The organism is Bacillus mesophilus (assembly GCF_011008845.1).
Classification (GTDB): domain Bacteria; phylum Bacillota; class Bacilli; order Bacillales; family SA4; genus Bacillus_BS; species Bacillus_BS mesophilus.
In genome coordinates this window covers 764,909-791,116 of record NZ_JAAIWM010000001.1, presented here as the reverse complement: position 1 = coordinate 791,116, position 26,208 = coordinate 764,909, and the positions used below count along the sequence as shown (strand labels likewise).

Annotated in this window: 27 protein-coding genes and 2 pseudogenes; 20 read left to right on the top strand and 9 right to left on the bottom strand. The window is 35.3% G+C overall.

The features are described 5' to 3' along the window. Positions 1-16: 16 nt before the first annotated feature. From G4D63_RS03980 to G4D63_RS03940, 10 genes and pseudogenes are all read left to right on the top strand, one after another. Positions 17-2,173, top strand: coding sequence for a PAS domain S-box protein (locus G4D63_RS03980; RefSeq protein WP_163177903.1), 2,157 nt, complete (start codon positions 17-19; stop codon positions 2,171-2,173). Beyond that, entirely contained in the window at positions 2,170-2,913 is a 744-nt protein-coding gene (locus G4D63_RS03975; RefSeq protein ID WP_163177901.1) for a LytR/AlgR family response regulator transcription factor, read from the top strand. The genes G4D63_RS03980 and G4D63_RS03975 overlap by 4 nt, the downstream gene beginning before the upstream one ends. Positions 2,914-3,086: 173 nt before the next feature. Beyond that, entirely contained in the window at positions 3,087-3,503 is a 417-nt protein-coding gene (locus G4D63_RS03970) for an ATP-binding protein (RefSeq protein ID WP_163177899.1), read from the top strand. A 65-nt stretch (positions 3,504-3,568) separates the two neighbouring features. Further along, on the top strand, positions 3,569-4,375 hold the full coding sequence (locus G4D63_RS03965) for an alpha/beta fold hydrolase (protein ID WP_163177897.1): 807 nt from the start codon (positions 3,569-3,571) through the stop codon (positions 4,373-4,375). Positions 4,376-4,483: 108 nt separating this feature from the next. Beyond that, positions 4,484-5,692, top strand: a complete 1,209-nt coding sequence (locus tag G4D63_RS03960; RefSeq protein ID WP_163177895.1) for a SpoIIE family protein phosphatase — start codon at positions 4,484-4,486, stop codon at positions 5,690-5,692. 559 nt (positions 5,693-6,251) lie between these two features. Beyond that, positions 6,252-6,401: an aspartyl-phosphate phosphatase Spo0E family protein gene (locus G4D63_RS22385; protein WP_163178398.1), complete on the top strand. Its 150-nt coding sequence runs from the start codon at positions 6,252-6,254 to the stop codon at positions 6,399-6,401. A gap of 66 nt (positions 6,402-6,467) precedes the next feature. After that, positions 6,468-6,959: pseudogene (locus G4D63_RS22380) on the top strand (protoglobin domain-containing protein); the annotation flags it as partial. A gap of 51 nt (positions 6,960-7,010) precedes the next feature. Next, entirely contained in the window at positions 7,011-7,724 is a 714-nt protein-coding gene (locus G4D63_RS22375; protein ID WP_420837800.1) for a methyl-accepting chemotaxis protein, read from the top strand. Then, positions 7,725-8,768, top strand: a complete 1,044-nt coding sequence (locus G4D63_RS03945) for an HD domain-containing phosphohydrolase (protein ID WP_163177891.1) — start codon at positions 7,725-7,727, stop codon at positions 8,766-8,768. 18 nt (positions 8,769-8,786) lie between these two features. Further along, a complete protein-coding gene (locus G4D63_RS03940; RefSeq protein ID WP_163177889.1) occupies positions 8,787-9,224 on the top strand; it encodes a chemotaxis protein CheW in 438 nt (145 codons plus the stop codon). Between the two features lie 95 nt (positions 9,225-9,319). On the opposite strand, the gene G4D63_RS03935 is transcribed toward G4D63_RS03940, so the two are convergent. The 3 genes from G4D63_RS03935 to G4D63_RS03925 all read right to left on the bottom strand — a co-directional run bounded on the left by G4D63_RS03935 (position 9,320) and on the right by G4D63_RS03925 (position 11,926). Then, positions 9,320-9,940 carry an RraA family protein gene (locus G4D63_RS03935; protein WP_163177887.1) on the bottom strand — a complete coding sequence of 207 codons (621 nt, stop codon included), beginning with the start codon at positions 9,938-9,940 and terminating at the stop codon, positions 9,320-9,322. 163 nt (positions 9,941-10,103) lie between these two features. Then, positions 10,104-10,346 (bottom strand): HPr family phosphocarrier protein, encoded by a 243-nt coding sequence (locus G4D63_RS03930; RefSeq protein ID WP_163177885.1) that lies wholly within the window; start codon positions 10,344-10,346, stop codon positions 10,104-10,106. 119 nt (positions 10,347-10,465) lie between these two features. Then, the gene (locus G4D63_RS03925; protein ID WP_163177883.1) at positions 10,466-11,926 is read right to left on the bottom strand and encodes a SpoIIE family protein phosphatase; all 1,461 of its coding nucleotides are present in this window, start codon (positions 11,924-11,926) and stop codon (positions 10,466-10,468) included. A gap of 262 nt (positions 11,927-12,188) precedes the next feature. Here G4D63_RS03925 and G4D63_RS03920 point away from each other — a divergent pair, with 262 nt between their 5' ends. From G4D63_RS03920 to G4D63_RS03910, 3 genes are all read left to right on the top strand, one after another. After that, complete coding sequence (locus G4D63_RS03920) at positions 12,189-12,599, top strand: ATP-binding protein (RefSeq protein WP_163177881.1); 411 nt, start codon at positions 12,189-12,191, stop codon at positions 12,597-12,599. Positions 12,600-12,883: 284 nt separating this feature from the next. Then, positions 12,884-13,132 (top strand): hypothetical protein, encoded by a 249-nt coding sequence (locus G4D63_RS03915; protein WP_163177879.1) that lies wholly within the window; start codon positions 12,884-12,886, stop codon positions 13,130-13,132. Positions 13,133-13,325: 193 nt separating this feature from the next. Then, complete coding sequence (locus G4D63_RS03910) at positions 13,326-14,984, top strand: glycoside hydrolase family 13 protein (protein WP_163177877.1); 1,659 nt, start codon at positions 13,326-13,328, stop codon at positions 14,982-14,984. A gap of 52 nt (positions 14,985-15,036) precedes the next feature. Here the strand turns inward: G4D63_RS03910 and G4D63_RS03905 are convergent, their stop codons facing one another. From G4D63_RS03905 to G4D63_RS03890, 4 genes and pseudogenes are all read right to left on the bottom strand, one after another. Next, a complete protein-coding gene (locus G4D63_RS03905; protein ID WP_163178396.1) occupies positions 15,037-16,389 on the bottom strand; it encodes a sodium-dependent transporter in 1,353 nt (450 codons plus the stop codon). Positions 16,390-16,553: 164 nt separating this feature from the next. Further along, a pseudogene (locus tag G4D63_RS03900) lies at positions 16,554-16,760 on the bottom strand (thioredoxin family protein); the annotation flags it as partial. 180 nt (positions 16,761-16,940) lie between these two features. Further along, on the bottom strand, positions 16,941-17,153 hold the full coding sequence (locus tag G4D63_RS03895) for a hypothetical protein (protein WP_163177874.1): 213 nt from the start codon (positions 17,151-17,153) through the stop codon (positions 16,941-16,943). Between the two features lie 59 nt (positions 17,154-17,212). Beyond that, complete coding sequence (locus tag G4D63_RS03890) at positions 17,213-17,401, bottom strand: hypothetical protein (RefSeq protein WP_163177872.1); 189 nt, start codon at positions 17,399-17,401, stop codon at positions 17,213-17,215. Between the two features lie 265 nt (positions 17,402-17,666). On the opposite strand from G4D63_RS03890, the gene G4D63_RS03885 reads away from it, so the two are divergent. The 7 genes from G4D63_RS03885 to G4D63_RS03855 all read left to right on the top strand — a co-directional run bounded on the left by G4D63_RS03885 (position 17,667) and on the right by G4D63_RS03855 (position 24,776). Continuing rightward, positions 17,667-18,107: a GNAT family N-acetyltransferase gene (locus tag G4D63_RS03885; protein ID WP_163177870.1), complete on the top strand. Its 441-nt coding sequence runs from the start codon at positions 17,667-17,669 to the stop codon at positions 18,105-18,107. Between the two features lie 150 nt (positions 18,108-18,257). Next, on the top strand, positions 18,258-19,883 hold the full coding sequence (locus G4D63_RS03880; protein ID WP_163177868.1) for an ATP-binding protein: 1,626 nt from the start codon (positions 18,258-18,260) through the stop codon (positions 19,881-19,883). Beyond that, positions 19,867-20,550, top strand: a complete 684-nt coding sequence (locus G4D63_RS03875) for a response regulator (RefSeq protein ID WP_163177866.1) — start codon at positions 19,867-19,869, stop codon at positions 20,548-20,550. The genes G4D63_RS03880 and G4D63_RS03875 overlap by 17 nt, the downstream gene beginning before the upstream one ends. Before the next feature lie 141 nt (positions 20,551-20,691). Further along, complete coding sequence (locus tag G4D63_RS03870; protein ID WP_204559027.1) at positions 20,692-21,717, top strand: tripartite tricarboxylate transporter substrate binding protein; 1,026 nt, start codon at positions 20,692-20,694, stop codon at positions 21,715-21,717. Between the two features lie 59 nt (positions 21,718-21,776). Further along, entirely contained in the window at positions 21,777-22,235 is a 459-nt protein-coding gene (locus G4D63_RS03865; protein ID WP_163177864.1) for a tripartite tricarboxylate transporter TctB family protein, read from the top strand. Between the two features lie 12 nt (positions 22,236-22,247). Beyond that, positions 22,248-23,774, top strand: a complete 1,527-nt coding sequence (locus G4D63_RS03860) for a tripartite tricarboxylate transporter permease (protein WP_163177862.1) — start codon at positions 22,248-22,250, stop codon at positions 23,772-23,774. Positions 23,775-23,852: 78 nt separating this feature from the next. Beyond that, positions 23,853-24,776: an AEC family transporter gene (locus G4D63_RS03855; RefSeq protein ID WP_163177860.1), complete on the top strand. Its 924-nt coding sequence runs from the start codon at positions 23,853-23,855 to the stop codon at positions 24,774-24,776. Here G4D63_RS03855 and G4D63_RS03850 read toward each other — a convergent pair. Continuing rightward, positions 24,768-25,223: a GtrA family protein gene (locus G4D63_RS03850; protein ID WP_338023884.1), complete on the bottom strand. Its 456-nt coding sequence runs from the start codon at positions 25,221-25,223 to the stop codon at positions 24,768-24,770. The two genes, G4D63_RS03855 and G4D63_RS03850, sit on opposite strands and share 9 nt — an antisense overlap. Beyond that, positions 25,171-26,208: a glycosyltransferase gene (locus tag G4D63_RS03845; protein ID WP_163177858.1), complete on the bottom strand. Its 1,038-nt coding sequence runs from the start codon at positions 26,206-26,208 to the stop codon at positions 25,171-25,173. The genes G4D63_RS03850 and G4D63_RS03845 overlap by 53 nt, the downstream gene beginning before the upstream one ends.

The following is a 26,208-nucleotide window of genomic DNA, read 5'->3' as shown; positions in this document are numbered from 1 at the left end:
TTATGTGAGGTTAATAATGAGTAACTATAATTACTATTTGGTATTCTTTTCTATCATTATTGCATTTTTAGGATCCTATACTTCTTTTTCAATGATCATACGTTCTTTTGATAGTAAAAAGTCTCAATTTCTTTGGAAAATAGGAGTAGCATTGATGTTAGCGATTGGGATTTGGTCCATGCACTTTGTAGGTCTCCTTGCACTTCAAATTAATGATCTAACCTATGACATCATATGCTTAATACTATCTTTTATAATTGCTTTTCTTGCTTCTTTCTTCTCGGTACTAGTTGGTTCGAAAGCAAACTATAGACTTTTGAAGGGGGTTATAGCAGGGGGCATTCTAAGTATAGGGATATTTGGTACACACTTTTGTGGGATGCTTGCTATAGAACAAGTACATGTTCATCAACACACTATTTTCGTTGTGGTAGCGTTCGTTATCAGTCTATTTTTTTCGGTTTTAGGAATCCATCTTTGCTTTAAGCAAAGAAATGAGGAGAATAGTAGAAAACATAGGGCTGTTGGAAGCAGTGTATTGTTAATGCTTGCTATTATTAGCCTGCATTACATCAGTTCTTATAATTTGTCTATTAATAACGTTACTTTACTGACTGATGAATCTAGTGTTGGAATAAACAACTTTTTACTAGGAATTAATATAGCGGTCTTCAGTGTTATTGTTTTAATAATATTCCTTCTTCATAGTGTTTACTTAGAAAACGAGTATTTGAATCAAAAGAGAGATTTTGAAGTAACCGAAAAAGTGAATCACCGCCTGAACTCTTTGCTTGGAACAATTCCGAATGGTGTTGTGATTTTAAATCATAAAGGCTATGTAACTTATATAAATAAAATGGCAGAGGACCTCTTATCTGTTAGTTATGAAGAAGTAATGGGGAAACACATTGATTATCCATCATGGGAATTTAAAGTCAAAAGCGATGATTACTTGTTGGCTAATCAATCCAAAGCTGAACGGTTTGCTAGAGTAATGGAAAAACCTATATGCAATTTGGAAATCATATATACGAAGAAGGGCAAGAATCCTGTTTTCCTTTCTGTAAATAGTTCACCTTTAAGAGATTATAAAGATGAAGTGATTCTTTCTTTTACTGACATTACGATGAAAAAACAAAAAGAAAATGAACTAGAAGAAAAGTCTTTGAAGCTGGAAGCTTTATTCAACACGTCATCAATTGGAATTCTTTTATTAGATCGTAAAGGAAATGTCATGGAGGTAAGCCCGAAGATAGAAGATTTGTTAGGGTATACCGGAGAAGATTTTAAGGGGAAATATATCAATTACTTTAAAGACTCCATTTTATCAGATTTATCTAAGGGCAAGCAAAGCGGTGAGAAGTATAGCATCCATCGTGAGGATAAAAGATTTAGTCATATAGATGGTACGATTAAATGGGGGAGAGTATCAGTCTCTTTTATTGAAGAAAACAAGAAGGGTACTGGTTATTATCTTTGTATAATAGAAGACCTTACCAAAAAGAAGCAAATTCAGCTCTCAAACTTGCAAAAGGATGCTGAATTAAGGGTATTGCAGGCTCAAATTAATCCTCATTTCTTATTTAATACCTTAAATTCAATAGTTAGTCTGATAAGAAGTAATCAGGAAAATGCAAGAAATCTAACCGTTCAATTGGCCAAGTACATGAGGAGTAATCTAACCTTAACATCCAAATCACTAATTCCTCTCGTGAAGGAATTTGACCATATCGTTTCTTATATCGAAATCCAAAAAGTCCGATTTCAGGATCAATTGGAAATAATAATAGAAGATGATGTAAGGGTATTTCCTAGTGATATTTTGATTCCGCCTTTTACCTTACAGCCATTAATTGAGAACAGTATTGAACATGGCTTAAAGGGAAAGCCACAAGGTGGACTTATATTGGTAAAAGCCTCTATTAAATCGTCAGGGGTTTGTATATCAATTGAAGATAATGGTACAGGAATAACTCAAGATAAATTGGAAGTTCTAGGACACGATTATGTAGTTAGTGAAAATGGAAACGGATATGGAATCTATAATGTAAATAAAAGACTTCAATTATTAATTGGAGACCATGCAAGTCTAATGATCTCAAACAAGCTAGAGGGCGGGGCCATTATTTCGTTTTGTTTAGGAACATTGGAAGAAAGGGAGATTGTAGGTTGATTAAAGTAATGATCGTTGAAGATGAACGGCTTGCCCGTGAAGAATTAGAGTTTCTATTAAGTCAAGAGGATGACATACGTTTAATAGCCAGCTTAAGGTGCGGGGGAAAGCTACTTGAATTAGTAGAAGAGCACCATCCAGATCTTGTGTTTTTGGATATTCAAATTCCAGATATAAACGGTGTTGAGCTGGCCCAGATTCTTAATAAGAAAAAGAAACCTCCACTGATTATTTTTAGTACTGCTTATCAGGAATTTGCTGTAGAAGCTTTTGGACTAAACGTGGTCGATTACCTTTTAAAGCCCTATGAAACTGGGAGATTTAAGAATTCGATGTTTCGTGTTCGTAATATTTTAAAAGAAAAAAATAAACTCACCACCACAAATTCTTTTGGAAAGTTATTGATTGAGGAAGGAAACAATATCATATTACTCGATCCAAAAGAAATCGTATTTGCAGAAAAGGTAGGTCGACATCTTGTTATCTATACAGAGACTAGAGTCATTACAACTAAAATGACTATAGTAGATTTAGAGAATTTAACAAGAAATCAAGCTTTTATCAAACCGCATCGAAGCTATTTAGTAAATGAGAAATATATTAAGGAATTGAGACCATGGATAAATGGAGCTTATAACATGTTCCTAAGTAATAAGAGTGAAACAAAAATACCTGTACCTCGCACAGCTATTAAAAATTTACTTCAACAATTGAATGGAGAAAAAGGGAGTCATATATGATATGATTCCCTTTTTTTTAGGTGGAGAAATCAACAACCCATACTATAGAACTATACATTTTAAGCATGAATTAATGCACTATATCTTTTATTACACTATAATTCTTAGTGCTGTGACAAAAATCACAGTGAAATTTGTCGAAATAAGCTATATTCATTGAAGGAGGGGTTGAGTTGCCTTTACTGGAAAATTTTTCGAACTTTACAATCTATTCTACTGAGCAATATGACCAAATTATTTCTGAATTAGAAAAACAGTTAAAATTACTTCATTCAGCTACCCTAGAATATTCTACTAAAGTAGCATTATTTGAAGCAGTAAATAATTCATTGGAGCATGGTAAATTACCAGTTACCATTCAATTTGAAACAAAAGATCATGAAGTTCAAATCAATGTAAAAGATAGTGGTGAAGGTTTTCAGGTTAGCCAAAAGGTAAACCTTATAGCAGAGAAAGGAATAGAAGTGCTACTGGAAGAAAGTATTTTTTCCGAGAGAGGTAGAGGGATTTATATGATGTATAAATTGGTAAATCAGGTAATATTTAATGAAAAGGGAAATGAAGTTTCCTTAGTTATAAATACCCATTAAACCCATTTACATACTAATTAAGTAATGCTGATTATAAGTTCACAATCACATGTGGAGGTAACAAAGTGAAACTAGATGTTATCAAACGTAATAATGTTAATGTCACTGGAAAGGGAACACAAGCTATTGTTCTCGCAGCTGGCTTTGGTTGTAATCAAAATATGTGGAAGTTTCTAATTCCAGCATTTGAACAAAACTATAAAATTGTGCTATTTGATTACGTAGGTGCAGGAGGTTCAGATTTGTCAGCTTATGATTCACAAAAATATAGTAACCTCTCAGGTTATACTCAAGATCTAGTAGATGTTTTAGATTACCTAGACTTAAAAGATGTTATATTTATAGGTCACTCAGTTTCGAGTATAATCGGATTACTTGCGTCCATAGAAAAACCTACTCTTTTTAAACGACTCATCATGATTGGTCCTTCACCTTGTTACATTAATGATCTCCCAGATTATTATGGTGGATTTGATAAGGAAGCAATAGATGGGCTATTCAGTATAATGGATAGAAATTATATCGGGTGGGTAAATCAACTGGCACCAATTATTATGAAAAATAGTGATCGACCAGAACTAACAAAAGAACTTGCTGATAGTTTTTGTTCGACTGACCCAATAATCGCCCGGAATTTTGCAAGAGTCACCTTCTACTCTGATAATCGTCATGATTTACCGAAGGCGGTTGTTCCTTCCTTAATATTGCAATGTTCTGATGATACGATTGCTCCTACTTCAGTTGGTGAGTATATGTTACGAAATATGCCACTAAGCCAATTATATTATATGAATACCACAGGACATTGTCCTCATTTGAGTCACCCTAAAGAAACGATTGAACTGATAGGAAAATATTTGTATGATCTTTAATCCAAACCACTTTAAATGATGCTTTTATAAGATATCTAGTAAACTTTGAGACATGGAGATTTTCTTGAATCTGACTGTCTCATTAAAATAAGGGAGTTAGAGTTCACTATGATTCAGCAGCTTGATGAAGCACCTTGCGGATACGTTACACTAAATGATGATGGCTTCATCCTATCTATTAACAAGACACTTCTTGATCTTCTTGGGTATGGATATCATGAATTGCAAAACAAACATATAAATCATATTCTACCTATTTCAACACGTGCTTTCTATCAAATGTACTTTTTTCCGATGATTAGATTGCAAGAAAGGGTTGAAGAAATTTATTTTACTTTGCTAGATAAAAAAGGCGATGAAGTTCCAGTTTTATTGAATGCTAAGCGGAGAAATTCTAACAAAGATTGTATTAATGAATGCATTTTTATTCCAATGTATAAGCGTTACGAATTTGAAAGTGAAATCCTTAAGGCAAAACGCGAGGCGGAAACAGCCCTACAAGAAAGAAATAAAGTGAACCAAAAATTAAAAGAGGTCCTTCATAGTTTAGAGGTTAAACAAAGCCAGTTAATCGAACTATATCAACAAAATCAAGAATATCAGGAAAAAATTAAGATTGAGCTTGATTTAGCGAAGAGTATTCAAAACATGGCGACTTCCATTCCTATTTCTAATGGTCACCTTCAAATTGAAACCTACTATAAGTCCTCTAGCGATTTATCAGGTGATATATTTGGGTGTTATCAAATTGATGAACAACGATATGGAATTATTATTTTAGATGTAATGGGACATGGAATTTCTTCTGCACTTATCACGATGTCGTTACGTTCACTATATCAAAGTTTAGTTTCTAAAGGGGTTCCTGTTGATGAGGTAATTCAAGAATTAGATAACTATCTACATGTTCTATTTGAGAATAACAGTGAATTAATGCACTTCTCGACTGTATTATGTCTTGTGATCGACACGGACAAACAAGAAATTGAGTATATTAATGCTGGTCATCCAACCGCTATCATGCAAGGAAATAATAAAACAAATTATGACTTTAGTTCCTCTGTCCCCCCAATTGGGTTAGTTAAAGGCATTAACTTTATGAGTACAAAATGTCTATATGAGAAAGGATCTAGATTACTCCTTTATACTGATGGTGTGTTAGAACTTATTCCTTTACATGAATTAAGGCAATTGGTGAAAATAAACAAACACGAACCTTTATCCATTCTAAAAGAAAAAATAATCCAAAATCTTAAACTAAAAGAAGAATACAATGATCATATTGATGATCAGTGCTTTATCCTAATTGATTTGTAGGAATCTTAAGGTGATTACAGGATTCTTAAACTAATGTCTAAAAAGGATCTACATCCACCGATCGATTTTGTTTATGATTTAGATCGCACAATGCAACACCTTAAATAGTAGTTATATGATTAACAGGTTATCCCTGGGAAATCTATGTTTAATAAAATGGAGATAGTCAAAAATGTCTATCTCCATTTTCGTTAGGTTAGTGATTTTAACAAGCAATCTTAAAGTCATGTCTTTTAATCACTGAAAATGACAATTCACACTCAAAACTTGACACTTTATGTAATAACTAAAGAATAGTTCAATGTATCCATATATAATAAACCTATAAATTTACAAAAAAGTAAAAGATGTGACAAAAAAAGCGAAAGATGTGACAAATATCACAGTGGAGTTAAAACACCTATGGTAATAATAGGTAATAAAGCTAGGATTTTCCTATATTCTTAATTTTTTATATTTATCGTTTTGTCATAGAAATACATCTAATTATAGGGCTTCCAATGAAGATATTTCTTGTCTAAGGAGATAGTAAGTTGTTAATCTCAGAAACTATACGCATATTGAAAAACTACGAGTAGAGTTAATAAACCTAGCACAGCAAAATGGTTACTCTCACACTGAGACAATTTGCAAAAGTAAGGAATTGGATATGTTGATTCATACTGTTCAAAAAGTTAGGATGGATGCCACAGAGGTAGGTAACTTATAAGAAACGAAGAAGATTGAAGGGGGAATAACATTGTTATTCAAAAAATCAAAACCTACTAAAGGCAATGTGGAGTTAAACAGTGGTCGTGGAGAATTACACATTGATAGAAGCAGTGACGTTACGAAGCAGGTACAGATGATCGGCTTAACTGTTGAAGATTTAAAAAGAATTAATCGATTACAGCCTGTTGTTATTGAAAATATTGATAGTATTGTAGAACGATTTTATAAAAATTTAGAAAATGAGCCATCACTTCTTAATATTATCAATGACAATAGTTCAATTGCACGTTTAAAAAATACATTAAAAGGTCATATATCAGAGATGTTTGACGGGGTGATTAACCAAACTTTCTTTGACAAGAGAATTCGAATTGCTCAAATTCATGTTAGGATCGGCTTACAAACTAAATGGTATATGTGTGCCTTTCAGGATTTATTCCTATCTTTATTAGATATAGTCGAAGAAAACTTAAGTGATCCTTCAGAGCGTATACATACAATCAGAGCAGTCTCTAAAATTTTAAATTTGGAGCAACAGTTAGTACTTGAAGCCTATGATAGAGAGACTGATGTTTTAAGACAAAAAGTTGAGGAACAAAAGTATCTAATTAGAGATAATGTAGCAAGTGCAACCCAAAATCTTGCAGCAATCTCTGAAGAAACTAATGCCTCTTTTCAACAATTAAATCATCAATCAAATGAAATAGTATCACTTGCAAATGCAGGTACTGAACTTTCCATTTTAGCTGAAGAACGAGCTAAGAAAGGTAAAGAACAGCTGGTTATTCAGAATCATAATATGTCAAATATTAATGAATCGGTAAGGGATATTTCTAGTGATGTACAGGTTCTATTAGATATATCAAAACAAATGCAAGAAATCGTTAATATTGTAACGGGTATTGCTGAGCAAACAAATCTGTTATCACTAAATGCTGCTATCGAAGCTGCAAGAGCAGGTGAGCATGGAAAGGGATTTGGGGTTGTTGCAGGAGAAGTAAGGAAATTATCTGAGCAAACCAAACAATCAGTCACGAATGTTTCTGCATTAATCATTAACACTAATACTCAAGTAAATAATTTAACAAAGTCACTTGAAAAGATTAGTAGTGCAGTATCTGATGGTAGAAACAATATGCAGTTAACAGAAGTATACTTTGAAGAAATTGTTACAACTATGAACGAAACGAAAACTCAAAATAATAAAATAGAAATTGAACTTGTCTCTTTTGTTAATGTTGTGCAGGAACTGGGCAATGCATTTGATGAAGTAGCGAGTTCAGCTGATCGCTTAACGGCGCTCACTCAAGAGTTAAACTAGATGAAAAGTTCAAAGTCTATAAACAGTGAACTTCTTCCTCAAAAGCTTGAGAGCTACTTGTTATTATCAGATGCCGTTATAATAACAGACCATAACCATTTTATTTTAGATGTAAATAAACAGTATGAGGTTACTACTGGTTATAATAGAAAAACAATCTTGGGACTAAAGGCTGGATTCCTAAAGTCACAACTCACTCCAAAGACAACACATCAGCAATTAAAAGAAAGTTTATTAAACCAGCAACCATGGTCTGGAGTTTTGGTTAACAGAAAGAAGACAGGTGAGTTATGGCATTCATCCATTACTATTACTCCCTTAGAGATTGAGGGCAAATATTATTATGTTGGGGTATTCAGGGAACTGGAACAATTACCACAAGGTATATATTTATCTGAAGATAGAAAGCTTGAAACGCAGAGAGAGTTGTTAAAAGTCCTTGCCATATCATGTGAAATAAGGGACCCTGAAATAGAACAACATCTTGTTAGGGTGCAACAATATACTCAATACTTAATAGATGAATATTACAATGAACATGTCTCTGAGCTATGTGAAACATATCTTCATAATATAATTCACTGCAGTATATTGCACGATATTGGAAAAGCTGGTATTCCTGAGGGGATTTTGTATAAACCAGGAGCACTTACCTTTTATGAAAGGCAAATTATTGAGATGCATCCTTTATTAGGTGCCGATATATTAAATAAGATGTCTACCAATATCAACAATGAACTAATTACGAGTCTAGAAGTAGCCGAAAATATAATCTTATACCATCATGAAAAATGGGACGGAACTGGTTATCCTAAGGGGTTAAAAGGGGAAGAAATCCCATTTGAAGCAAGAGTCATTGCCATTGTGGATGTGTTTGATGCCTTAACTAGTAGAAGGGCTTATAAAGATTCATGGCCACTGGAACAAGCCATTACCTATATTGCAGAACAAAAAGGGATCCATTTTGATCCAGTCTTAACAGACACCTTTGTAAAGCTCATTAGGAAAGAGCAATCTAGACCTAAACCAGAAATTATTCATTAATTGTATGGAGGAATCATTATGAATAAATTTGTGATTGTACAAATAGGTCATGAAGAATACGGGCTTTCCATTAAGGATGTGATTTCTATCGAAAAGTCAATAAGTCCTAACTTCGTTCCGCAGGGACCCGGTTATCTAAGGGGAATTGTAGAGATACGAGGGACCATCCAACCTGTCATTGACCTGAATCACTTACTCTTTAATGAGGATACTTTAATTACCGATAAGACACGCTTTATTATAGTAGATAATGAAAGCAAACAATATTGTTTACTGGTGAATGATGCCCGTGAAATAATGGAAATCTCAGATGAAGATATTAAGCCATTTGTTCAACTAGATACTTCTACATCTTTTGTAGAAGGTGTTGTAACAGCCAAACAAAGGTTAATATCTCTTCTAAATATAAAAGAGTTATTGTTCTCTAACATAGAATCAGTATATAGCCCGGTGTAAGCAAGTGTAGTACAGATTTTAAAAAGGTTACTAATTATGATAATTGGTAACCTTTTTGTGTGTATGAGTACCAAATGACATCCCTACTTATAAAATTACTCTGCAGCTAACATCTTATCTAAGTATTCAAGAATAGCTTCTGGATTACCAGAGATTTTCGCTTCTCTTTCTTCATCGAAAATAAGTTTCTCCTTTGCTTTCCTTAATACTTCTACCTCGATTACCTGTGGAATTACAACTACACCATCCGCATCAGCCACAATGATATCTCCAGGATTAACGGAAGCACCTCCACAGGAGATAGGAACGTTCACTTCACCCCAACCAGCTTTTGCACTTGCCGCAACAGTTGTCCCTTTACAAAACACTGGATAGTTAAGCTTCTTCACACCAATAATGTCACGAATCACTCCATCCGTCACAATCCCACTTATTCCTAAGGTCTGAGCCAAACCGACGATGAAATCTCCTGCGATGGTTCTATACGTATCACCTTTTGAATCAACCACTAAAACATCACCAGGTTTTGCTTCACGTATGCCACGTAAAACATATTTGTTGTCTCCAACTGGCATTTTTACCGTATAAGCTCTCCCGACCACTCTATATTCCTCTTTTAAAGGCTTGATGGAAGGATCCATGTTATTTAAACCTTGCATGGTGTCTGAAATACATGTGGTAGGAATCTCTTGGAACTCTTTCACAATATCGCTCATATTTGCCTCCTATAAGGTTGATAAAGACTTAATATAATTTATATTCAAAGTGTGCAGAAGTAGGAGTGTTATTGTTAGTGAATTCCTTCTATTTAGGGGAGTAGGTGTAAGTATGGATACAAAATAAAAAAAAGATTGAGGAAAAAATCCTCAACCCGATCCTTTAAATCACTTGAACACTCAACCCATTCTTTTCAAATACCTCGACCATTGCTTCTTTAGCCTCTGCTTCATCTGGACCATGAATTTCAAGTGAATAATTGCTTGCAGTTACTAATGTTTCACTAAGTCCAAGTATACTTTTCACATCAATATGCTTATTGTTAACACTTAATACAATACTAGATTGAAAGTCGCCTGCTCTCCTAGCGATTTCAATAAGGGTTTTTGTGTCTACTCCGTTCATTACCTCAACTCCAATTCAAAAAAGGAATAAATTGCTAAACTTATTTTATCATATTACTTTATGAATTGAAGTAGGTTCTGTTTTATTTATTAATTAAAATGAATAAAGATTTGAATGTATTATGGAAGATCGATGACGATCATACAAATATCATCAGGTTGTTTGGTTGATTTGATGTTATCTTTAAAGTGATCTAACAGTTCGTCTGGAGAAGATGTTTTGTGCAATTTCATACTGTCACTTACTAAAGTTGCCCCTTGATTAACGGTAACGCCTAAGGCATCATAATAGCCATCAGTATATAACGTTAGTTTACTTCCTAACTCATATTCCAAAATCTCACAGTTATAAATAATTTCAGTAGTTAACCCAATTGGAATTCCGCCCCTGTTTAATTCAGTTATTTGATTATTGGGCATTAGCAGTAATCCTAATGGATGACCGGCATTTACATATTGAATCTTCTTTAACCGCGTATCAATTAAACAAAAGATTCCAGTCATATAAAAATTCATGTTATTGAAATATTGGTGTACATACTGATTTAGTTCAGCCATAACACCAGTAGGGTTCTTATGTCTATAAATGATACTAGGAAGAATGGCCCTGACTGACATTGAGATCAGAGAAGAAGAAACCCCATGTCCCATAATATCTAAAATCATAACTCCATACAGATGTTCTTCCATTTTCGTCCAGTAATACATGTCTCCTGATAACTCGGCTGAAGGTAAGTGAATTGCATTTATCTTGATTTTTTCTTCATTGAGCGATTTAGGTAATATGTTTTGTTGTACTTGGTGTGCTAGTGATAACTCTTGCTGATGTAATTTCTCTCTTTGTTTTCTTTCCGTAATATCACTAAATACAATAAGAAACGCAGGGGCACCCTCCCAAACAATGTTTGTGAAGCTGTATTGAACTTGAATTACCTCACCTGATAAAGTTTTTACTTTTAATTCACCTGATTTTAGTGGCTTTAATGAAAGCTCCTCTTTAGATTCATCTCCAGTAATAAAAGAGTAAAGATTTTTACCAGTAAGTTGTGTAAAATCTTCTGCTTGCATAACCTTTACAGCTTTTTCATTTACGAACACAATTTCCTTATTTAAACTAACGATAATTGGATAAGGAGAAGAAAAAACTAGTTCTTTATAACGCTTTTTACTTTCGTTTAATCTTTTTTGAATGAGCTTAATTTCGGTAACATCCTTCGCGATACCGATGATTCCAACAACTTCATCATTTTCTATAAAGGGCATGGCCGTTACTAATAACGGAATGCTAAACCCATTGAAATTAATAATGGATGTTTCTAAGGAAACTCTTTGACCTTGCAGTACTTTATAAAAAAAATCTACTGTTTTGGGACCGTCTTCCGGGGTAATTATTTTTAAGAAAGAATGATTTAGAATGTCATCTAATGGATAACCAATTTTCTGGAATGCAACTTCATTTAATTCTATAAATTCACCTTTTGTATTCAATAGGTAGCATAAGTCAGGGTTGTTAAGAAATAAAGACCGATAGGGATTATCAGTTTGATAGATGTTATTAAAGATTTTATCTGAATCACTCAAAAAATTCACTTCCCTAAGTAAAGAATAACCACTATTATTATCGGAAAAATACAAACAGTTTGAATAGTACTGTTTACTTGAATATATTAGGTGATTATTGGTAGGCCCTTAACTTTATTAGAGTGGGGTATAAACCCTCCTGTTTTGTAAGGAAACTAATAGAATATTCTCCTTTTTGTGGAATTAACAACAAAATTCTACACAGTTCGACATTTTTCATATAATATAAAGATAACTATAAGGATAAGGAGAATAGATTAACATGTCCCCATTACTGCAAGTATACTCCTTTCAGGCCTATTGTATTGATGAATATGAAGAAATTGTTGAGTTCATAGAAAAACAAGTCAAAATGATATGTCCATTTAAAATGGTCTATTCAACAAAAGTGGCTGTAATAGAAGCACTTGATAATGCGATTGAACATGGTGGTTTTCCCATCCATATTAAAATATGTCATTCTGAGGAAAAAGGATTGGCTATTATGATCAAGGATAGTGGTAAAGGTTTTCTAGTTAGAGATAAAATAAAAATCATTGAAGAATATGGTGTTGATCATCTACTCAAGGATAATCTTTTTAACCATAGAGGTCGTGGTATATATATGATGTTCAAGACAGTGAATAATGTCCTATATAATGAGGTTGGAAATGAAGTTTCTCTTATTATCTAAATGATACGGATAGGAAAACGATAGGAACTGATTCCTATATCGCTTTTATCATGATTGAAATATACTAAAACAAGTAATCGTGATAGTTTTTATAGGTCAAAAGAAGTAGCGATCCTGTTTTAATTGGGCCTAATATTATTGTGTGAATGGTTTAAATAAGGTAGGGAACCTGCTTTTAGCTATAAACACCTGTGAACTAAACTAAGGCTATCAACCTATAGTTTTTGCAGGTGTTTTTCTATTTATGGAACAATGAAAAATAGTTAGGATTAAGTGGTGATAAAATGTTTACTGAGATTATTAGACTTCCATTGTCAGAACGGGATTCTAAAACAGCAAATGGTGAAGCGATATCTGCTAAAGTAATGTTAATAAAAGAGAATAATATACTCGTTGCAAGACTGGAACAAAGCTCATTTTTCTTCCCGCAGTTGATTGAGGATACAACACTGAGAGCATTTTATCATGATAAAAAGAAAAGGTGGATTGTACCCTTTGAAGATATAAAGCATTACCGTGGACCCATTGAATAAACCTATTTAAAAAGGCTACTGATTGCACCAGTAGCCTTTTTAGTGCAGTTTGCTGAAATTATTCTCCAATATTAGATGTTTTCCCTAAGATTGAGGAAGGCTATACTAAGATGAGTTAAGTTATATTCATAAACCATTCAATAATACATATAGATTACTTTCAAACTAGAATTTACGGAAAAGGGGAACATAAATGAAACACGTATGGTGGAAGGAAGCTGTAGCATATCAAATCTATCCGAGAAGCTTTATGGATTCAAATGGTGATGGCATAGGAGATCTTCAAGGCATCATTTCAAAGCTTGATTATTTGAAAGATCTTGGTATTGATGTTATTTGGATTTGCCCTATGTACAAATCTCCAAATGATGATAATGGATATGATATTAGTGATTATCAGGATATCATTCCCGAATTTGGTACAATGGCAGATTTTGATCAGCTACTAGCTGAGACCCATCGACGGGGTATGAAGTTGATCATTGATCTTGTGATTAATCATACTAGTGATGAGCACCCATGGTTTATTGAATCAAGAGCTTCCAAGACCAGCGAGAAGCGAGATTGGTACATTTGGCGAGATGGTAAGGACGGTAAGGAACCAAATAATTGGGAAAGTATATTTGGTGGATCTGCTTGGGAATATGACCAAGCAACTAAACAATATTTCTTACACCTTTTCTCCAAAAAACAGCCAGATTTAAACTGGGAAAACAAAGAAGTTCGGACTGCTCTGTACGATATGATCAATTGGTGGCTAGACAAAGGAATTGATGGCTTTCGTGTTGATGCAATTAGTCATATTAAAAAGGAAGAGGGATTTACAGACCTTCCAAATCCAAACGGGCTAAAGTATGTATCTTCTTTTGAAAGGCATATGAATGTTGAAGGAATTCATCCGTTTTTAGAGGAATTAAGAGATGCAACATTTAGTAACTATGATATTATGACGGTCGGTGAAGCTAATGGCGTTAGTGTAAGTGACGCTGATCTATGGGTGGGAGAAAAAAAGGGTAAGTTCAATATGGTTTTTCAATTCGAGCATCTAGGATTATGGGATGCTGAAAAGAAAGAGATGGACCTGGTTGATTTAAAGAGAGTTTTTACTAATTGGCAAAAAGGTTTAGAAAACAAGGGGTGGAATGCTCTTTTTATTGAAAATCATGATAAGGCAAGAGTGGTTTCAACTTGGGGAAATGATCAAGAGTTTTGGAGGGAAAGTGCAACGTCTTTAGGTGCCATGTATTTTCTTATGCAAGGGACACCATTTATTTACCAAGGGCAAGAAATCGGAATGACAAATGTGCGATTTGAAAAGATTGATCAATATAATGATGTCGCAACAAAAAACCTGTATTCCATTAAAAGAGAAGAAGGGACGCCAGTTGACAACATCATGGACATAATTTGGACGACAAGCAGAGATAACTCACGAACACCGATGCAATGGTCTAAAGAACTCAATGCTGGGTTTTCAACAGGTACCCCGTGGCTTGGTGTAAATCCAAATTACCTCGATATCAATGTGGAACAGCAACGTTCTGATTCAGCATCAATCCTTCACTTTTATAAGAAAATGATTAGATTAAAAAAAGAGAATCCTATCTTTACTTATGGCATTTACGATTTAATCTTAGATGAGCATCCTAACATCTATGCTTATACTAGGAGATTAGATGAAGAAGAGGTGATCGTCATCGCAAATATTTCAGATAAACAGGTAGAATTTAGTTATTCGGATTTTACTTTAACCTTTGAAAGGCTCATGCTAGCTAACTATCAGGTAGATGATCATCATCCTACTACTAAGTTGATATTACAGCCTTTTGAAACCAGAGTGTATGTAAAATAGGTACAAAACATAAAAAAGAGGGTAGACTTTAAAAGTCTACCCTCTTCCGTTTTTAACCAACGATTCCTATTTTATTTAAGAAGATCAGAAGGATTCCAACTGGAGCTAGAATACGTACACACCAGATCCATATGTTTCCGATTAATGTATCTCCAAGATCTGAATCTCTAAGTGCGTCTGTCTTCTTCCATCCCCAACCGATGAACAACGCAATGATTAATCCACCTAGTGGTAGAAATACATTTCCTGATAATTCATCCATGAAGGTTAAGAAATCCTTACCCATAATTGTAATTGGAACTGCCCCTTGAGATAAAGAAGAAGGAATTCCAAGGACAAAGATGATACTACCGATGATTAAAACAGCTTGTTTTCGTCCCCAAGAAAACTTTCTCATAAAATAAGCGACTGCTACTTCCAAGAGAGATACTGCAGATGTTAAAGCAGCTGCAAATAATAAGAAGAAGAATGCAGCACCTGCAACTGCTCCAAGTGGCATTTGATCAAAGACGTTTGGTAAAGTCATAAATACAAGACCAGCTCCACCAGCAGGATCTAATCCAAATGCAAACACGGCTGGGAAAATAAGAATACCAGCTGTAAGTGCTACTAATGTATCAAGTGCACCAACACTTAAGGCAGCAGTTGGTAGTTTATTTTCTTTGCTCAAATAGCTTCCATATGTAATGAGAGCTCCCATTCCAAGGCTTAGAGAGAAGAATGCTTGACCTAGAGCGGCTAAATACAAATGTGGATCAGCCAGTTTGCTCCAATCCGGACTAAACAAGAAAGTTAATCCTTCCTTTGCTCCACCTAAGGTTAAACTATAGATTGCAAGAATAATTAACAAAACCCCTAATAATGGCATTAATACTTTATTTGCTGCTTCAATTCCTTTTTTAACCCCAACCACTACTATTCCAACCGTTAGAGCCATAAAGATGAACTGCCAAATGATCGGTTCTGCAGTTTTACCAATAAATGATACAAAATAACCTGTGAAATCATTTTCAGGTACATTTACAAGTGAACCTGTGAGGTAACCGAAAAAGTACTTCATTACCCAACCAGCGACAACACCATAGAAGGATAAGATGATAAAAGATGCCGCGACTCCAAGGAATCCAGCGATGAACCAAGGCTTGCCTGGTGCTAGCTTTTGGAAAGAGCCAACCGCATCACTTTGAGATTTACGTCCGATTGTAAATTCAGCCATTACAACTGGGATACCGATAAAAAGAATAATTAATAAATAAACTAATATGAATGCTCCCCCACCATTTTCACCAGCGGTTGTTGAAAATCTCCAAACATTTCCTAATCCTACTGCTGAACCTAAGCAAGCGAGGATAAATCCAATCCGAGATCCCCATTGCTCACGTTTTGTTTCTTGCTGACTCAAGATAAATTCCCCCTTAAGATAATCCTGCTAAAGCCCGACCTAATAATGTCGAAATGTAGAACTTCATATTAAATGACAGGGAAACTTGTGTCAAGAATTTTCTGTTAATTCAGCTCCAACCAAAAAGAAAACAGAGCAGGTCAACATCACCAGCTCTGTTCTCTATCTTATTGAGTAGCAAACTCTCGAACAGCCTCTTCCGGAATAGCACCAGTCACTCTGTCAATTTCCTCACCATTTTTAACAAGTATCATGGTTGGTATACTCATAACCCCAAATTGTCTGGCTAGATTTGGAGCTTGATCCACGTCTACGCTGTAAAAATCAACCTCAGATAGTTCTTCGGAAACACTACTTACAACTGGAGCCAGTTGTCTGCATCCCGGTCACCAATCTGCAGTAAATTTTAATACGACCGGCTTAGTTGACTGCTTTACAGCTGTTTCAAAGTCTTGTTCTTTCAAATTCTGCAACATAATAAACCCTCCTTATTATTGCTTCCATATTATTATGACCTTCCAAATAGGTATAGAACCAGAGAGGTTCATTAAAGATTAACCAGCTATAAGTCTACAATGCAAGTCTTGGTATGCTAATAAAAACTGTTTATAAGTCTCTTCCCCATAGATCTCTTTATTTTGGCGAAAAAATAGATTGAACGTAATATCTTTTGCTTCTTCAATCGTACACTCTCTAGCATTCAAAACTAACTTAAGATAGGCAATGAAATATTCCTTTTTCAGTGCTCCTGCATGATTAACTGTCATTTTTGACTCTCCTAATTATAAAAGATAGGCTCCGATTAAGAACCAGATGTATAAAAAAATTAGTAAGTTGCACAGCAAACCTTAGCTTGACAAGGTAGGGTAACATCTTTGTCAATTAATACTTCTTTACTGGATTTGTGGAATACCCCTATTTTGTTAATAGAGGAGAACTTCCAAGCATGTGTTGCCTTTTTCTCCATTTCAGCCATTCTTTGTTGAACAAGCATTTCATTTTGATAATAAAACATATTTATCACTCCTATATCAAATTTAATTGATTAATTTTATCAAAAAAAATTGATTTAAATTTTATGGTTGGGTGCCAGTGTTAAGTAGTGTGGTTCTGTATATCAATTTATTTTGATGTATTAATCATATATCCAATATTTACTAATGTCAACAACTAAATCAAAAAAAATTGATGAAATAATTAATGCTTGCTTAAAGGATGTATTTGTATAAAAATAGTACCATGTTAAACAACCTAATAATTTAAGTGAGGGAGAAAATAAAATGAATATTGTTAAAGTAACGCTAAATGAATTAAATGAGGCAGCAGAATTATTTGATCTGTATAGAAGATTTTATGGTCAGGAAACTGACATCGATGGAGCAAAAAGGTTTTTAAAGGATCGAATTGAAAACAACGAGTCTACTATATTTTTATGTGTTCATGAAGGAAAAGCAGTAGGATTTACACAGCTTTACCCTATGTTTTCTTCTGTAGGAATGAGACGTACTTTAGTCTTAAACGATTTATATGTGGTTGAAGATGCTCGTCGTTTAGGGGTAGGAAATGCATTAATAGATACAGCCATTCAATTTGGAAAAGAGGTAAATGCAAAAGGAATTTCTTTAGAGACAGGTTTTGATAATGTGAAGGCTCAAGCTTTATATGAAAAGATTGGATTTGAAAAGGAAACGAATTACTTTTACTTTTATAGCATTAAGTAGTTTGACCCTATTTCTGCTTACTATAAATAGAGCCTTAAATTACTAAACTTAATAGAATAAATAGTAATTCAAGTTTAAAAATAAAACTTACGATTACGATTATAATGATCGTATTCAAAAATGCGCTCCATTAGAGGGAATTGAGACAGTATGCTTACGTTTAGAAATATTAATTTACAGCAGAGAATTATGGTGTTTATCGTCTTTCTTACGTTGATTATTGTATTGCAAACCAGTATTTTATTTTATTATACGTTGTCTAATACAATAGAAAATCAGCTGGAGAAGAGAGCGTTACATATCGCGAGTACAGTCGCAGAGACTCCTGAGATTATCCGAGCTTTTGATACTGAACGCCCTTGGGAGATTATTCAGCCAATCGCTGAAAGAATTCGATTAGAAACCGATGCGGAGTATATCGTTATTGGGAATAAAGAAGGCATTCGTTACTCTCACCCGGTACCTGAAAGACTAGGAAAGAAAATGGTTGGGGGGGATAATGATCGAGCCCTTGTAAACGGAGAGTCATATACGTCTAAAGCAACAGGTACACTCGGGCCTGCATTAAGGGGAAAGGTCCCTATATATAATGATGAAGGTGCAATTATTGGAATAGTATCTGTCGGTTTCTTGCTAGAAGATATTGCACAGCTTTCCACTGATTATGGGAGTCCAATCATTCCTATTGCTGTTATAGGACTAGTTATAGGAATACTAGGCTCTATCTATCTTTCGAAAAGCATCAAGAAATTATTATTTGGTCTAGAACCAGTAGAAATTGCATCCCTCTACAAAGAGCGAAATGCAGTTATAGAATCTGTTAGAGAAGGGATTATAGTGGTTGACAGAATCGGTAAGATTATTCTTGCTAATCAGGCAGCCTATGATATTCTTTCTCTAGAGAAAAACCAAACTGTTATTGGGAAATCTATATTATCGGTAATACCACATTCAACCATGCTTGAGGTCGTTGAAACCGGCGAAGAGCAGCTAGATCGGCAGCTTCAAATCGGAAGAAAAACAGTAATTGCTAATCGACTGCCCGTTAAAGTAGGAAAGGATGTAATCGGAGTCGTATCAAGTTTTAGGTTGAAATCAGAGATTGATCAGTTAACTGAAGAGTTATCTCAGGTAAAGCAATACACCGAAGCGCTTCGTGCTCAAACACACGAGTACAATAATCTTTTATATACTTTATCTGGGCTTATCCAATTAGAATCTTATGATGAAGCTCTTGAGTTAATCCATAGGGAAGCAGCAGGACATCAAGAACTAGTTAAGCTAATTATGAAAAAAATTCGAGATCCGCTATTAGCAGGGCTCTTATTAGGATTTTACAATAGGGCAAAAGAGTTGAAGATTGAGTTTATCATTGATTCTTCCAGTCAACTTCAGGATTTAAAAGGGATACTGGATAATAGTTACTTTGTTTCAATTGTAGGCAATTTGATTACAAATGCATTTGAGGCTGTTGAGCACAATGGTAAACAAGGTAAAAAGGTTCAGTTTTTGGTCTCAGACAGTGGGGATGAACTAGTGATTGAAGTGGAGGATAATGGAGACGGAATTACAGGGGATATCCATGAACAGATCTTCAATAAAGGGTTTACAACTAAAGATGGTCCAAATCGAGGTTTTGGCTTAGCCAAAGTGCTTGAGTTAACAGAAGAATTAGGTGGGTACATAACAATAGAAAAAGGTGATCTTGGAGGTGCCTTATTTATTGTGTCTATTCCTAAGAGTGGAGGGGGAGGTCTACATGGAACAAGCCATTGAAGTGCTAATCGTGGAGGATGATTTAAGAATTGCTGAAATTCATCGGAGGTTTACAGAGAAAGTAGATGGATTTAAAGTGATTGGGACTGCAACGACAGGCGAACAAGCAAAGGATTGGTTAGAAACCGTTCAACCCCAATTAGTTTTACTCGACGTATACTTGCCAGACATGTTAGGGATTGACTTAGTAAAAATGATTAGACAGCAATTTGGTCATATAGATATTATCATGATTACGGCAGCCTCTGAGGTGGAAGTTGTTCGTCAGGCTCTTCATGGTGGTGTGGTAGATTATATCGTTAAACCATTAACCTTCGACCGATTTAAAAATAGCTTAGAAAATTATCGGTTAAAAGCCATACAACTCTCTCAGAATTCAACATTAACTCAAGAGCAAATTGAGGGGTTATGGAATAGCTCTACGAAGCTGCAGCAGGAAGAAGAAGTACCAAAAGGAATCGATCCACTAACCTTAGAAAAACTGCTAGAAAGTATCAGGTTAACGGGTAATGAAGGGATCACTGCTGAGGAATTAAGTAAAAGATCAGGTGTAAGTCGATCAACTGCAAGAAGGTATTTGGAATATCTAATATTGCAAAAGAAGATTCATGCTCAATTAATCTACGGAAATGTGGGGCGACCGGAGCGAAGGTACTTTTTGCTGTGAACTTTATGAACAAAATAGATCTTATAACTTTTTTTGAACTTATGACCTAAAACTATAAAAATAGTTAATGTTCTGATAATTTTAAGACAGCGCTTACACGCTGTCTTTTTTCTTTAACTAAAAAAGATAGAACAAGGGGGAATTTACGTGAAAAAATTATTATCTGTTTTATTTATTAGTTTACTAGTTTTTAGTTTAGCTGCCTGTGGAGGAACAAACCAAGAAACAGCTGGTGAAGCTGAAACTTCATCTAAATATCCTGAAAAGCCCATTACGATCGTTGCTCCATCAGGCGCAGGTGGTGGTTGGGATTTAACTGCACGTGCTATTGCTAAGGTAGTAGGAGAAACTAAATTAGTAGATCAAAATATTACCGTTGAAAATAAGCCAGGTGGCGGTGGAGCAGTATTCTTAGCAGAATATGCAACACAGGATACTAAAAATCCTTACAAGCTTTTTGTAAGCTCACCACCGATTTTAATCAATCATTCGAAAAAAGAAGGAAATAGCCCATTCGGTTATCAAGATACAACTCCGTTAGCTCAATTGACAAAGGATTACGGTGCAATCGTTGTAAATGCTGATTCACCTTTTACTGATCTAAACTCTTTATTAGAAGCTATTAAAAATGACCCGACTAAAATTACAGCTGCTGGTGGAAGTTCACCAGGATCAATGGACCACTTAGTTGCAATCCTACCATCATTTAAGTTTGGTGTTGATCCTAAGCAAGTAAAATATGTTTCTTATGACGGTGGAGGAGAAGCGATTGCAGCATTGTTAGGTGGAAATGCTGACTTTATTGCAACGGATGCTTCTGCTGTAGGCGAGTATGTGAAGGCTGGAAAAGTACGTGTTCTTGCAGTTAGTTCAACAGAGCGCTTAAGTGGTGATTTGGCTGATGTCCCTACTTTTAAAGAAGCTGGAGTTGACGCAGATTTCACGATTTGGAGAGGTTTATTTGGACCAAAAGAAATGAGTGAAGCAGAATTAGCGTTCTGGCAAGGGAAGTTGGATGAACTTTCTACGAATGAGACTTGGTTACAAGAGCTTCAAGCAAATGGTTGGGAAAGTGAATATAAAAACGCTGCAGATTTCAAAGTATTCTTGGAAAAACAAGATGAAGTAATCACTGAATTATTAACTGCACTTGATATGCAAAAATAGGTTTGCCTTATGGAGAAGAGTCCCTCTTCTCCATACTTTTTACTAGGAGGTCAGTTGATATGAGCAAAACCTTTGATCGGTATACAAGTTTCCTCTTCTTCATAATAGGAGCTGGATTTATTTTTGAGAGCTACCAAATATCGGCGAGTTCATACGGAAGTAATGTGGGTCCAGATATGTTCCCTAAGATTCTCGGGATCTTATTAGTGTTATTAAGCCTAAGGCTTTTTTATGAAACTTTTCGATATCAAACTAAGGAAAGAGGGCAGGTCAAGCCCGATTATGTCAGATTTCTAATGATATTTGGGGCAGCAATTTTATATGCTGCGTTGTTAGAATTACTAGGTTATGTAATTACAACATTCCTCTTTTTAACAGTCGGGTTTCAGGTTATGCAAAGAGGCGCTTGGTTGAAAACGATTATTATATCAGGAGCGTTTTCAATTGGTGTGTATTACTTATTTGTTGAAGTGTTACAAGGGTCTTTACCTGGATTTCCAACATGGTTTTTAGGATAGGAGGTGGATGATATGGAAACTCTACAATTTTTAGCAAACGGTTTTGCGGTTGCGATGCAATGGCAAAATTTAATATTTGCGTTTATAGGAGTACTAATCGGAACAGCAGTAGGGGTATTACCTGGAATCGGTCCAATGAGTGGTGTGGCACTATTAATTCCAGTTACAGCTTCCCTTACAGCTGGACTTGATCCTGAATCTGCAGCAGCTAGTTCTATCATTCTACTTGCTGGAGTTTACTATGGCGCCATGTATGGTGGGTCTACGACTTCTATTCTATTAAATACACCAGGAGAATCATCCTCGGTTGTGACAACATTGGATGGATATCAAATGGCCAAGCAAGGCCGGGCAGGTGCCGCACTATCCATCGCGGCAATTGGATCATTTGTAGCGGGTGTTGTTGCATTAATCGGTCTTGCTGCATTAGCAGAACCATTGTCAGATGTCGCTTTATCTTTCGGGCCTGCAGAGTATTTCTCCTTAATGATATTAGGGCTATGTGCTGTTAGTGGTTTAGCGGGTAAATCAATGACAAAGGCATTGATTATGACAGTGGTTGGGTTATTATTAGCAACGATTGGAATGGACACAGTTTCTGGTGTTGCACGCTTCACATATAACAACCCTATTCTTTATTCGGGTATCGAGTTTTTAACCATCGCGGTTGGTTTATTTGCACTAGGTGAAGTGTTTAAAACAATCCTTGATAAGGATTCGGATGGTGGAGAGATTGCGAAGGTTGGAAGAGTTCTTCCTACTAAGCAGGACTTAAAGGATAGCTCTGCACCGATTGTCCGTGGTTCTCTACTTGGCTTTTTTATTGGTATTTTACCAGGAGCAGGGGCAACTTTAGCATCATTCTTCTCTTATATTGCAGAAAAGAAGCTCAGTAAAAATCCAAAGAAATTTGGAAAAGGTGCAATTGAAGGTGTAGCAGCACCAGAAGCCGCAAATAACGCTGCTTCAGGTGGAGCCATGATCCCCTTGTTAACACTGGGAATTCCAGGTTCAGGAACTACGGCCATATTAATGGGCGCACTGATCATGTACAATATTCAGCCAGGTCCACTTTTCTTTACAGATCACCCTAAGGTTGCATGGGGGTTAATTGCTAGTATGTTTATTGGTAACTTAATGCTCTTAATCTTAAATATGCCTCTAGTAAAGGTGTTCGCTAAGATTATTGAAACCCCAGCAAAATATTTATTGCCAATCATTATTGCGATTTCAATCTTCGGTGTATATGCCGTACAATTTAACACTTTTGATTTATTTCTATTACTTTCATGTGGTGTGTTTGGGTATCTATTAACAAAGAATGATTACCCTGTCGCACCACTTGTACTTGGATTAGTATTAGGTCCAATGATTGAAAATAACTTAAGAAGAGCCTTAACGATTTCTAACGGTGACTTTATGATTTTCCTTACAAAGCCAGTTTCTTTAGCTTTCCTAGCAATTGCAGCTCTTTGGATGCTAGTTCCATTCTTGCTTAAGTTAAAAGGAAAAAGTGTCGTCATTAATGAAGAGGGATAAAAAATAGTTAAAGAGTAGATGTACATAGCATCTACTCTTTTTACTGCAGAGAGATTAAGATTAAGAGGGAGGAACTATATGGACGTCTTTATCTTGATCGTGACATATATAATGTTTCCTATTTTTTTTACTGTGGGACTCGGTATGTTTTTGCACCGGAAATTCAACTTAGATCTACAGACACTTTCTAAGCTCAGTACATATTTTTTACTACCGGCTGTATGTTTTACCAATATTTATCAGGGGGATATTACCTTTACACTATTAGGACAGATTATATTTTTTTTACTATTAAATACGTGCTTATTAATTGTTATTAGCATCGTATTATCTAAGATTAATAGATTTGAAGGCGGCTTAGCTGCCAGCTTTAAAAATAGTATCGTGCTCAGTAACGCTGGGAACTTTGGAATCCCTGTTAGTCAGCTTGTTTTTCATCAGCAGCCAATCGGTTTATCTATTGCAATTATTGTTTCAGCTTATCAAAATATTGTCACGTTCACCTATGGATTGTTTAACTCTGCTTCTAGAGGAGACAAAGGAACAGATACCTTTAAGGAAGTGATAAGGCAACCCATCATTTATGCTTTGATTGTTGCGATGATTTTGAAATGGGGAAACTTAAAAATCCCTATGTTTATTTGGCAACCGTTGGAAAGTATTTCAAATGCATTTTTAGCGATCGCTCTAGTCACTCTTGGAGCACAAATTGCCTACTTGAAAATTGAAAAAATCTCTAAAGCCTTATTACTAAGTATAGTAGGGAAGCTTATACTCTCCCCACTAGTTGCTTGCCTTCTTATTTTTATATTAGGACTAGAAGGAATTACAGCACAGGCACTCCTAATTGCAAGTTCTTTTCCCACTTCTAGAAATAGTGCATTGTTAGCACTAGAGTATAACAATGCACCTGAATTTGCCGCACAAGCAGTTTTATTAACCACCATCTTAAGTAGTATCACCGTAACGATTGTGGTGTCAGTTTCAACTTTATTATACTGACACCGTTCTTTTGGAGAACACAAAGTATTTCTGACCAAGATAATTAGATAACGTATATAAGGCAGCTCCTAATAGGACAGCTAAGTCTTGTTCAGAGATAAAGATAGGTAGAAGTGAGGGTGGACCTGCTAACATAACAAGCCATTTACCCGTAGCATATGAACCGAAATAACAAACAAGAATGGTCAGAGTAAATGTAGGAATCCCACGCTGAATGGAAACCGAGCTCTTAAAGGTAAACATTCGGTTTAAGAAGAAGCTAACTGCTGCTCCAACACTATTTCCTACGAAGGTTGCAAACCAATAATTCAAAGTCAGCTCAAGTAATATAAAGATGATCGATAAACCTACTAATGTATTAATGACCCCTACTAGTAAAAATCGAATAAACGGGCTAGTTCGTTTCAGATAGCTTAGAAAGGTTAAGGGACCTAGAATCATGTTCATTACTCTCATTCTGTAATAAGTGCTTGGGAATGGGCAGGTTTAGGAGATCTATATCAACAATATACTTAGGTCGCTGTTTGGTTTCCTTATAAATTTTTCCTACATACTCCCCAATTAGACCAACGGCTATAAGCTGTAGGCCGCCAATTAACCAGATGGAGGTAATCAGAGAGGTCCAGCCTAATTCTGTGTCTCCAAAGAATTTTAACGATAGAAAATAAATTCCAAACGCCATACTTACTAAAAATGAAGCTATTCCCAAAAGCAATACAAAACGAATCGGTGTTACAGAAAAAGATGTGATACCGTCAAATGCGAATGAAAGCATTTTTCGCAACGGGTATTTGGTCTCTCCTGCTTGTCTTTCCTTGCGGTCATAGTACACAGAAGTCGATTTAAAGCCAATAAGAGGAACGATCCCACGTAAGAATAGATTTACCTCTTTAAAATGCTCCAATTCATCTAGTGCTCTCTTGCTCATAAGGCGATAATCAGCATGATTATAAACGAGGTGGACACCCATTTTATTCATAACCTTATAAAAGCCTTCAGCTGTCGTTCGTTTAAACCAAGTGTCTTTTTCTCGTTTATGGCGAACACCGTAGACAATCTCATGACCTTCATTAAACTTTTCGATAAAATCACGAATAATATAGATGTCGTCTTGTAAATCGGCGTCAATTGAAATAACGCAATCTGAGCATTGTTTAGCGGCAAATAATCCTGCTAGTAAAGCATTTTGATGTCCAACGTTGCGAGCTAGCTTTAAGCCTTTTATTCGTTCTCTTTGAATACTAGCCTTAAAAATCATTGCCCATGTACGATCCTTACTACCATCATCTACAAATAACACTTTGCTAGTTGATGAAATCAACTCTTCCTTTATTAATTCTTCTAATTGAGCTTCTAGCTGTGTGATGGTCTCTTCTAACACTTCCTCTTCGTTATAGCAGGGAACAACAATAGTCAGTGATGGTGTGCTCAC

What these genes read in the sequence shown, in the direction of transcription:
- G4D63_RS03930 (WP_163177885.1), bottom strand. Translation starts at nt 10,346, where the DNA reads ATGAACGGAGTAGACACAAAAACCCTTATTGAAATCGCTAGGAGAGCA.
- G4D63_RS03895 (WP_163177874.1), bottom strand. Translation starts at nt 17,153, where the DNA reads ATGACAGTTAATCATGCAGGAGCACTGAAAAAGGAATATTTCATTGCC.
- G4D63_RS03875 (WP_163177866.1), top strand. Translation starts at nt 19,867, where the DNA reads ATGGAACAAGCCATTGAAGTGCTAATCGTGGAGGATGATTTAAGAATT.
- G4D63_RS03915 (WP_163177879.1), top strand. Translation starts at nt 12,884, where the DNA reads ATGTTTACTGAGATTATTAGACTTCCATTGTCAGAACGGGATTCTAAA.
- G4D63_RS03855 (WP_163177860.1), top strand. Translation starts at nt 23,853, where the DNA reads ATGGACGTCTTTATCTTGATCGTGACATATATAATGTTTCCTATTTTT.
- G4D63_RS03890 (WP_163177872.1), bottom strand. Translation starts at nt 17,401, where the DNA reads ATGTTTTATTATCAAAATGAAATGCTTGTTCAACAAAGAATGGCTGAA.
- G4D63_RS03865 (WP_163177864.1), top strand. Translation starts at nt 21,777, where the DNA reads ATGAGCAAAACCTTTGATCGGTATACAAGTTTCCTCTTCTTCATAATA.
- G4D63_RS03860 (WP_163177862.1), top strand. Translation starts at nt 22,248, where the DNA reads ATGGAAACTCTACAATTTTTAGCAAACGGTTTTGCGGTTGCGATGCAA.
- G4D63_RS03940 (WP_163177889.1), top strand. Translation starts at nt 8,787, where the DNA reads ATGAATAAATTTGTGATTGTACAAATAGGTCATGAAGAATACGGGCTT.
- G4D63_RS03885 (WP_163177870.1), top strand. Translation starts at nt 17,667, where the DNA reads ATGAATATTGTTAAAGTAACGCTAAATGAATTAAATGAGGCAGCAGAA.
- G4D63_RS03960 (WP_163177895.1), top strand. Translation starts at nt 4,484, where the DNA reads ATGATTCAGCAGCTTGATGAAGCACCTTGCGGATACGTTACACTAAAT.
- G4D63_RS03980 (WP_163177903.1), top strand. Translation starts at nt 17, where the DNA reads ATGAGTAACTATAATTACTATTTGGTATTCTTTTCTATCATTATTGCA.
- G4D63_RS03910 (WP_163177877.1), top strand. Translation starts at nt 13,326, where the DNA reads ATGAAACACGTATGGTGGAAGGAAGCTGTAGCATATCAAATCTATCCG.
- G4D63_RS03880 (WP_163177868.1), top strand. Translation starts at nt 18,258, where the DNA reads ATGCTTACGTTTAGAAATATTAATTTACAGCAGAGAATTATGGTGTTT.
- G4D63_RS03850 (WP_338023884.1), bottom strand. Translation starts at nt 25,223, where the DNA reads ATGAACATGATTCTAGGTCCCTTAACCTTTCTAAGCTATCTGAAACGA.
- G4D63_RS03920 (WP_163177881.1), top strand. Translation starts at nt 12,189, where the DNA reads ATGTCCCCATTACTGCAAGTATACTCCTTTCAGGCCTATTGTATTGAT.
- G4D63_RS03945 (WP_163177891.1), top strand. Translation starts at nt 7,725, where the DNA reads ATGAAAAGTTCAAAGTCTATAAACAGTGAACTTCTTCCTCAAAAGCTT.
- G4D63_RS03935 (WP_163177887.1), bottom strand. Translation starts at nt 9,940, where the DNA reads ATGAGCGATATTGTGAAAGAGTTCCAAGAGATTCCTACCACATGTATT.